The sequence below is a fragment of the Burkholderia sp. ABCPW 14 genome (assembly GCF_001523835.1).
Lineage (GTDB): Bacteria > Pseudomonadota > Gammaproteobacteria > Burkholderiales > Burkholderiaceae > Burkholderia > Burkholderia mayonis.
Map to the genome: position 1 here is coordinate 99,214 of NZ_LOVS01000087.1, position 8,459 is coordinate 107,672.

The window sequence follows — 8,459 nt, forward strand, 5'->3', positions numbered from 1 at the left end:
CGCCGGCGGTTCCGGCCGGCGGCCGGTTCGTGAGCGGCGGCGCAGGCGTGCGCCGTTTCGCTGCTGGAGCGGCTGGGAAGCCGCTGGGTGGTAAATGTGGACATTGCCTTTCCCCGGTATTCACAACGAGCAATCTTTTCCCGGCGCCCGGCCGTAGCCGGTGCGCCGCTGGTCGAACGGCGACTCCCTGTACACATTCGGCGCCGCACTCGCGTGCATTGCGTCGGATGCGACCCCGTGGGTGACGTCGGCGAGATTCTTGTCTGTTGATCTGGCTGCTGCGAATCTTCCGATCGTCGCGTCGTCGTTTGCCGCGCAGCACATTTCGCAAGGAGTGGGCCAGCATTCGGGAAGTCGCGGCGGGACAAGGGCGAGCGGCTCACCGATGCAATACCGCGGGCATGACGCGGTGCAGAAGGTTTCGGATTTGATACACACGAGCGCGTGCCGCCGCGCTGCCGCCGCCCGCAAACGCCCGCCGGGCAAGGTCGAAAAAATTTTGTCGGGACTTTCCCGGATTCGAAACGCCGCGACGAGAGCCGCGCCAGGCGACGACGGCGGAGACACCCTGCGACTCAAAATGTTTCAACTCCGTAACGCGGCCGCCGCTGTTCGTCATTTTTCATGCGGAATTCGCTTTTTTTGCGTGGCCCTGGCGATATCGCGCGCCGCCGCGATTTGCATCTACTCGCTTTTTTTTCTAACAATGGAAGCGCGGCGGCGTCATGCCAATCGAAACGTCGTCGGATCGAACCCACAAAAAATATCGACGCGTTTAAACAAAACGCTTAATCACACATCGGGGCATCATGGATCTCGCAAATCGGGGAACATGCTTCGGCATGTTGCGTTCCGGCGGATGGCTGACGAGCGATCGCGTGCTCGCATACGGCGGCGCGACGCTGATTCTCAGCATCGCGCTGCTGGGCGCGTGGGGGTGGGCGACAAACGGGTTCATCGCGAACACGACCGTTCGGCCCGGCATCGACTTCACGGTGTTCTGGAGCGGGTCGCACGTGATGCTGCACGGCGCGCCCGCGACCGTCTACGACTATCCCGCGTTCTCGCGCGTCGAAGCGGCGCAGCTCGGCGCGTACGTGAATCGCAGCTTCCTGCCGTGGGTGTATCCGCCGACGCTGCTTCTGCTCGTCGCGCCGCTCGCGCTCGTGCCCTACGTGCCGTCGCTCCTGCTGTTCTGCGCGTTCAGTCTCGTCGCGTATGCGAAGGGCGTCGGCGCGGTGTCGGGCTTGCGCGAGCGGTTGACGCAGCCGCGTTTCGCACCGTTCGTGATCCTGTCTTTTCCCGGCGTGCTCGTTGCCGCCGTCGCCGGGCAGAATTCGCTGCTCACGGCCGCGTGCGCGGTATTCGCGGTCCGACTGCTCGCGAAGCGTCCGGTGATCGCCGGACTCTGCATCAGCCTGCTCGCGATCAAGCCGCACATGGCGCTGTTGTTTCCGCTGGTGCTCGTCGCGACGCGCGCGTGGCGCGCGTTCTTCGCCGCCGCCGTCGGCACGCTGGTCTTCGCGGCGGCGAGCGTTGCCGTCTGCGGAACGGCGTCCGTGCGCGCGTTCCTGTCCGGCACGACGATGCTGCGCGAGCTCGTGCTCGAGCAAGGTGCTCAATACTGGCTCGCGTCGCCCGCGCCGTTTTCGGCCATGCGGCTCGCCGGCGCGTCGCTGCACGTCGCGTACGCGGTGCAGATCGGCGTCGGCGCGCTCGCGGCCGTCGCGGCGCTGAACGTCTGGCTGCGCACGAGCGACCTGCGTGTTCGCGCTGCGGCGCTCGCGATCGCGACGCTGCTCGTGACGCCCTATCTGTGGCATTACGAGCTCGCGTGGCTCGGCGTCGCGCTGTTCTGCGTGCTCGCGTGCGCGCTCGATACCGGCTGGCTGCCCGGCGAGCAGCCGGTGTTCGTCGCCGGCTGGCTGCTGCCGTTCTTCGAGTTCTTCAATCGCGCGACCCACTTTCCGCAGATCGGGCCCGTCGTGCTGCTCGCGGTGCTGCTGATCGTCGTGCGCCGTGCGCGGACGATGCCGGGAGCTGCACGATGAAAGCGCAACCGCACGGCCACGCGGCCGTTCATCGCGACGTCGAATGTCCGGCGCTGCCGGCGGCCGGTCCGCGCCGTCACCCGCACTGGCTGGGCGCGAAACGGGTGCGGACCTATGCGATCGCCGCGCTCGTTTGCTATGCGGCGTTCGGGACCATCTACCTGTTCCGCTGGCTGTCCGGCGGACTCGGCTCGCCGCTGCCGCCGACGCTGGATTTCGTGCCGACGTGGAGCGCCGCGCGGCTCGCGGTGCACGGTCACGCGGTCGACGCGTGGCGGTTCGCGACGCTGCACGCCGTCGAGCTGCAGGCGGTGCCTTCGATGCGCGACTTGCGCGGCGTGTTGCTGTGGCTCTATCCGCCGCCGACGCTGCTGCTCGTATCGCCGCTCGGCTGGCTGCCGTATCCGGTCGCGGCGCTCGTGTGGATCGCCGGCACGGGCGCGCTGTTCGTCGCGACGGTGCGCGCGATCGTGCCGCGCCGGCTCGTGGCGCTTTGCGCGCTAGCGTTCCCCGGCACATTCTTCGTCGCGCTCGTCGGGCAGAACAGCCTGTTGACGGCCGCGCTCGCCGGCCTCGGCCTCGTCGTGCTGCGCCGCCGCCCGACGCTCGCCGGATGTTGCTTCGGGCTCCTCGTCATCAAGCCGCAGCTCGCGCTGCTGTTTCCGCTCGCGCTGCTGTGCGCTTCGCAGTGGCGCGCGCTGCGCGCATGGGCGACCACGGTCGCGCTCGTCGCCGCGTCGAGCACGCTCGCGTTCGGCTTCGGCGCATGGAGTGCGTTCGCGCACGACGCGGCGTCCGCGCTGCAGACGATCGGCGCAGGGCAGGCGACGCTCGCGCGGATTCCGACGTTCTTCGCGTTGGCGACGTTCGCGGGACTGCCGCTCGTCGTCGCGCAACTGTTGCAAGCCGGCTCGATCGCGTTCGCGGCCGTCGCGGTGATCTATGCGTGGCGTGGCGCGACCTCGCATGCACTGCGTTCGGCCGCGCTCGTCTGCGCGAGCCTGCTCGTGAGTCCGTACCTGTACGACTACGACCTCGCCTGGTACGGAATCGTGATCGCGTGGGCTGTGCGCTACGCGCATGCGGAAGGCTGGCGGCCGCTCGAACGCGAAGGGCTCGCGCTGCTCGCGGTGATGCCGCTTGCGGGGCTCGTCGTCGTCGAGCCGGTGCGGTTTCAGTTCCTGCCGCTCGTGACGGCGGGCGCGCTCGCCGCCATCGTGAGCCGCATCGCACGCGAGCGCCACGGCGCACCGAGTCTGCCCGGCGACGAAGATGCGGCGGATGCGATCGATTCAATTCGTTTCATTGCGGCGCGCGGCGCATCGGTCGCCGCCCCGCGGCACGCGCGAGCGGCGCTGCCGCTTGCCGGCCGCCGCTGCCACGGGGCTCAGGGAGAACCACCATGCGGGATCAAATAAACACACCGCTCATTTCGCTCGTCGTACCGTTCTACAACGAGGGCGACGCGGTCACGCGATTTTTCGCGGAAGTCGTGCCGTTGATGGAACGCATCGAATCGATCCGCTTCGAGATCGTCTGCGTGAACGACGGCAGCCGCGACGACACGCTCGACAAGCTCGTCGCCGTCGGCGCGCAGGACCCGCGCGTGCGCGTGATCGACCTGACGCGCAACTTCGGCAAGGAAGCCGCGCTGACGGCGGGCCTCGATGAAGCGAACGGCGACGCGGTGATACCGATCGACGCGGACTTGCAGGATCCGCCGAGCCTGATCCCGGTGATGATCGACCATTGGCGCGAAGGCGCCGAGGTCGTCGCGGCGAAGCGCAGCAACCGCGCGTGCGACACGTTCGCGAAGCGCACCGCGGCCTCGCTCTATTACCGCGTGCACAATGCGTTGTCCGAAGTGAAGCTGCCCGTCAACGTCGGCGATTTCCGGCTGATGGACCGGCAGGTCGTCAATGCACTGCGCAGCTTGCCGGAACGCCGCCGCTTCATGAAGGGGCTGTTCGCGTGGGTCGGCTACCGGACCGTGATCGTCGAATATCAGCGCGAGGCGCGCTGCGCCGGGCATTCGAAGTTCTCCGGCTGGAAGCTCTGGAACTTCGCGCTCGAAGGGATCACGAGCTTCAGCACGGTGCCGCTGCGCAGCTGGACCTACATCGGGCTGTGCATCGCCGCGCTCGCGTTCCTGTACGGCGGCTTCATCGTCGCGCGCACGCTGTGGATGGGCAATCCGGTGCCGGGCTACGCATCGCTGATCTCGGTGATGCTGTTCATCGGCGGGATCGAGCTCATCGGCATCGGTGTCGTCGGCGAGTACGTCGGGCGCATCTACTACGAATCGAAGGAGCGGCCGATCTATCTCGTGCGCCGCCGCTATCAGGCGCGCACGAAGGTGACCGCGCTGCCCGTCGGCAGCGCCGCGTCGCGTGCCGCGCACGCCGCGCGGATCGATTTCGCGCGGCGGCGCGCGATGCCGCGCGCCCGCGCCGAAAGCCGCTGACCGACAGGAGGACGCCATGTCACCCGAAGCTTATCTGCAGATGGCCGAAACCGAGGCCACGCACTGGTGGTTCCGCGCACGGCGCGACATCCTGCATGCATTGCTGGCGGGGCTCGCGCTGCCGGCCGGCGCACGCATTCTCGAAATCGGTTCCGGCACGGGCGGCAATCTCGGGATGCTCGCGGCGTTCGGCGCGGTGAGCGCGCTCGAGATGGACGAAACCGCACGCGCGCTCGCGAACCGGAAGACCGGCTGGCGATTCGACATCCGCGCGGGCCGCTGCCCGGACAACGTGCCGTTCGGCGACCAGCGCTTCGATCTGATCTGCTTCTTCGATTGCCTCGAACACATCGAAGACGACGCGGCCGCGCTGCGCAGCGTGAGCGAGCATCTCGCGCCGGGCGGCGCGATCGTCGTCACCGTGCCCGCGTACCAGTGGCTGTGGAGCGCGCACGACACGTTCCTCCATCACTACCGGCGCTACGACCGCGCGGCGCTCGAACGTTGCGCGCAGGCGGCCGGCTGCACGATCGTACGGAGTTCGTACTTCAACACGCTGCTGTTTCCGCTTGCCGTCGCCGCGCGGATGGTCGACCGGCTGCTGCATCGAGCGCGTTCGAGCGGCGATGCGATCGGACCGCGCGCGGTCAATTCGATGCTCTATCGCATCTTCCGCGCGGAACGCGGCTGGCTGCCGAAGCATTCGCTGCCATTCGGCGTGTCGCTGTTCGCGGTCCTGACGAAGCGGGACGCGCAGCGATGAGCGCCGTCGCCGACGTCGGCATCGGCGCGCGGATCGTGCGCTTCGGTGTGTCCGGCGCATTGTCCACCGTGCTGCACGCGACGATCGCCGGCGCGCTGATGGGCGCGTTCGCCGCGACCGCGGTGCAGGCGAATGCGATCGCGTTCGTCAGCGCGACGGGCGCGTCGTACCTGCTGAACACGTTGTGGAGCTTTTCCGCGCCGCTGCGCTGGCGCAACGTCGTGCGTTTCCTGATCGTGTCGGTCGCCGGATTGATGCTGACGATGGCGATTTCGCGCGGCGTGCAGGCGCTCGGCGTCGCGGCCGCGTGGAGCATCGCGGCCGTCGTCGCGCTCGTGCCGCCGTTCACGTTCGCGATGCATCGAATCTGGACGTATCGCTGACGTCGGCGGTGTACATCGGCGGTGTACATCGGCGCGTGCGGCGCGCAGTGCCGCTGCTCGCCGAACAATGCGTCGAGCGCATTCGGCTGTTTTTGGGGAGTTCTGAACGGATGCGCAAATCTATCCGATCAAGCTTGCAGTCGCGGCTCATGGTCGAACACTGGCCGGTTGTCGGGAAATTGACGGGGCGCGCGGCGCGGCGTCGCGGCGCGCGCCCGCCGGGCGCGTCGATTCGCCGGCTCGCGGGCATGCCGTCGTCCGTGCGCATGCTGCCCACGTCGCGCCCGGGCTGCGTCGTCAAAGTGCGCCGAAAAAAAAGTGCGCGCCGTGTTTCGGTTCGCGCGAGCGGGATTTTGTGCTGAGCGATTCGTCCGGCGGGTGAGCAGAACGCGCCGACTCAGCGCTTGCTGAACACGTGCGCTCGGCGGCTTGCGGTTGCGCCGTCGACGCCCGCGTTCAGCGCGAAAGCGCCGCGCGGCATGGCAGCGCGCCATGCCGAACCGAGCCACTCGCGGAGGCCCGATCGCGCGTTCGTCGCACTGTCACGGACTCCATGTCAGATACGCGGCGCTCTGCTTCGGGCGTCCGTTGCGGCGCGTTTACGGAAGTCGGTCGTGGGACCGATTCCGGCCAGAAGCGGCGTTCGCCCGCAACGTCGCCCGGACATTCAACTGTCGACTACGCCCAGGGAGCGGCCAAACAAATCGCGGTGTTAAACGTCGCTTCATCGGTGCGGATTCAAACGAGCGTGTTCCGCCTGGTCGCGAACAACCGCTCTATGTGCGGCGTCAGTCTCCTGACTCGGTCCTCACGAATAAGGGTAAATGCTGCTCGAAAAACGGCTCTTTCCTCCTACAGTAAGTCTTTGACCACCAAAAAATGGAGGGGGATAAGCGCCCGAAAAGGGGATTTCGGGTGACGGACAAAAACTGGATAGCTGAGAATTTCAGCATGTGGTTGTATTAGGGCGGGAGTAGTGATTCGTGTGGAAACACTATCCCCAAGACGCATGTTGTTCGAACCTTTCATTCGGACATGAGCATGCCACTTCTGCCATGGTGAAAATTGCGACGGTGCATTGATTTCTTATCATTTGCCCAGCTATAAGAGTGGCCGCTAATTTTAGCGGTGTTTTAACATGCTGCGAGGAACATATGACAACCATTAAGCCAGGTCCAAAGCCAAAGCGAGAGGATGGCAACGATGATAGAAGACGTCGTGTTGATCCCCCGAATAAACGAAAACACCCAACCCTACCGGTTCACAAGCCTCCTAAAAAGTGAACACATTTCCACCCTGGACGTGCGGACCGCACGCCCAGGGGGCGGTAGCCCTTAGATTGCTTTCATCCTCGTAAACAGATGTTACTTGCTCCTTTATTGATTCACTGGAGGTTTAATGGATCTCTACCAAAATATTGTCGGCGACTCGAATGTGATCGCCTACGCAATCAGACAAAATCCATTACTTTCAAATTTGATGATGGCTCGACTTATCTCTATAAAACGCAAAATGCCGGTTCGATGGATATTGTCGAAATGCAGCGACTAGCTATTGTTGGTCAAGCTATATATGTATGTATTAAAATAATCTATAAAAAGCGGTATGAAAAAATCCACTGACTGGCTCAACACGAAACTAGACATTGGTGATATTTACCTACCAGTGGACACCGACGACCGCAACGGCCGATAACTCCGTCTGTGGACTTCGCTGCACGAACGTCCGCTCTACTTTGCAAAGAGCTGTTGATGTTTCGGCATACAGGCAGTCCGCTTCGGGTCGTTTACGGAATTGGTCGTGGGACCGATTCCGGCCAACAGGTGACGTTCGCGATCACCGTCACGTGGACATGCGAGCGACGGTTCCGCTCGAACAACGGCCCCATGCGGCTACTGAGCCTGTCACCCTGCATGCGGGAAACACCCTCATGCCACGCGAATTCAAGGATGGACGTAGTGCCGGCCACAAACGCCTACTCTGGTAAGATTCCGCTGCGCCCACACTGACATTCGTTTGCCAAAGCTCGCACATGCAACACTAACGGAGGAGAAATTGGATTGGCCGGCTTCGATTCAAGCGTTTGGAAGTATTGCTTCTTTTGCAGTTGCTGTAGCTGCCTTTTGGGTTCCGCACAAAATAAGCAAACGTGCTTTGGAGCAGGCCGCTGTTGACAAAATGGCGCGCTCTCGAATTGCACAGGCATCACTACTACCAACCCTCTACCGGCTCCGGTCCGCTACATCGGACTTTCTCGAAGAGGAGTCCGGTGAGCTATCATTCTTAGGCGTTCGGAGAGAAATGAAAAGCTTTGACAGCAATTTCTTCGACTTAGTACCCGAGGTTTCTGGCATACTCGCGCTCGCGGTTGAAAGCGGTGCCATCCAGAAAAATGTAACTGAACTTTCGATCCTTTTATTTAAGACAAAAGAAAATCTTTCGTCTATAACGAAGCTGCAGAGGGGCGGCTATCACGCAGCATGGATTAACAATAAAGACGAATTCATTGACGCCGCCTGAGCGCTCAACACGTTATCTGACAAGATCATCAAAGAAATCGAAACCCAGCCGGGCAGCAAGCCCTGACATCAGCATTGCATCCAGTCACTTTCGGATTATGTAGTGCGACAGGTTGCCATTGAGATTCGAGGCAAGGCCGACGGGCAACAGACTAGGGCGTGTTCACACTATCGAAGGGCTTCGACAATCAGGGCGAAGTTGATAAAGGCAATGAACATCAGATCGAGTTTGTCGAAGCGCGAGAAGATGCGACGAAAGCCCTTCAATCGACGGAACAG

Annotated in this window: 6 protein-coding genes and 1 pseudogene; 6 read left to right on the forward strand and 1 reads right to left on the reverse strand. The window is 63.4% G+C overall.

The features are described 5' to 3' along the window. Nucleotides 1-842 precede the first annotated feature (842 nt). From WS62_RS13290 to WS62_RS36345, 6 genes are all read left to right on the forward strand, one after another. Nucleotides 843-2,051, forward strand: a complete 1,209-nt coding sequence (locus WS62_RS13290; RefSeq protein ID WP_066571369.1) for a glycosyltransferase family 87 protein — start codon at nucleotides 843-845, stop codon at nucleotides 2,049-2,051. Then, a complete protein-coding gene (locus WS62_RS13295) occupies nucleotides 2,048-3,469 on the forward strand; it encodes a glycosyltransferase family 87 protein (RefSeq protein ID WP_066571332.1) in 1,422 nt (473 codons plus the stop codon). The genes WS62_RS13290 and WS62_RS13295 overlap by 4 nt, the downstream gene beginning before the upstream one ends. Continuing rightward, complete coding sequence (locus tag WS62_RS13300; RefSeq protein ID WP_066571333.1) at nucleotides 3,454-4,515, forward strand: glycosyltransferase family 2 protein; 1,062 nt, start codon at nucleotides 3,454-3,456, stop codon at nucleotides 4,513-4,515. Before WS62_RS13295 ends, WS62_RS13300 begins: the two co-directional genes overlap by 16 nt. 16 nt (nucleotides 4,516-4,531) lie before the next feature. Continuing rightward, nucleotides 4,532-5,278, forward strand: a complete 747-nt coding sequence (locus tag WS62_RS13305; RefSeq protein ID WP_066571370.1) for a class I SAM-dependent methyltransferase — start codon at nucleotides 4,532-4,534, stop codon at nucleotides 5,276-5,278. After that, the gene (locus WS62_RS13310) at nucleotides 5,275-5,661 is read left to right on the forward strand and encodes a GtrA family protein (RefSeq protein ID WP_066571335.1); all 387 of its coding nucleotides are present in this window, start codon (nucleotides 5,275-5,277) and stop codon (nucleotides 5,659-5,661) included. Before WS62_RS13305 ends, WS62_RS13310 begins: the two co-directional genes overlap by 4 nt. Nucleotides 5,662-7,716: 2,055 nt before the next feature. Next, nucleotides 7,717-8,181: a hypothetical protein gene (locus tag WS62_RS36345; protein WP_156440969.1), complete on the forward strand. Its 465-nt coding sequence runs from the start codon at nucleotides 7,717-7,719 to the stop codon at nucleotides 8,179-8,181. Nucleotides 8,182-8,348: 167 nt separating this feature from the next. Here WS62_RS36345 and WS62_RS13325 read toward each other — a convergent pair. Then, nucleotides 8,349-8,459 (reverse strand): annotated as a pseudogene (locus tag WS62_RS13325) (IS5-like element ISCARN85 family transposase); the annotation flags it as partial.

What these genes read in the sequence shown, in the direction of transcription:
- WS62_RS13295 (WP_066571332.1), top strand. Translation starts at nt 2,048, where the DNA reads ATGAAAGCGCAACCGCACGGCCACGCGGCCGTTCATCGCGACGTCGAA.
- WS62_RS13310 (WP_066571335.1), top strand. Translation starts at nt 5,275, where the DNA reads ATGAGCGCCGTCGCCGACGTCGGCATCGGCGCGCGGATCGTGCGCTTC.
- WS62_RS13300 (WP_066571333.1), top strand. Translation starts at nt 3,454, where the DNA reads ATGCGGGATCAAATAAACACACCGCTCATTTCGCTCGTCGTACCGTTC.
- WS62_RS13305 (WP_066571370.1), top strand. Translation starts at nt 4,532, where the DNA reads ATGTCACCCGAAGCTTATCTGCAGATGGCCGAAACCGAGGCCACGCAC.
- WS62_RS13290 (WP_066571369.1), top strand. Translation starts at nt 843, where the DNA reads ATGTTGCGTTCCGGCGGATGGCTGACGAGCGATCGCGTGCTCGCATAC.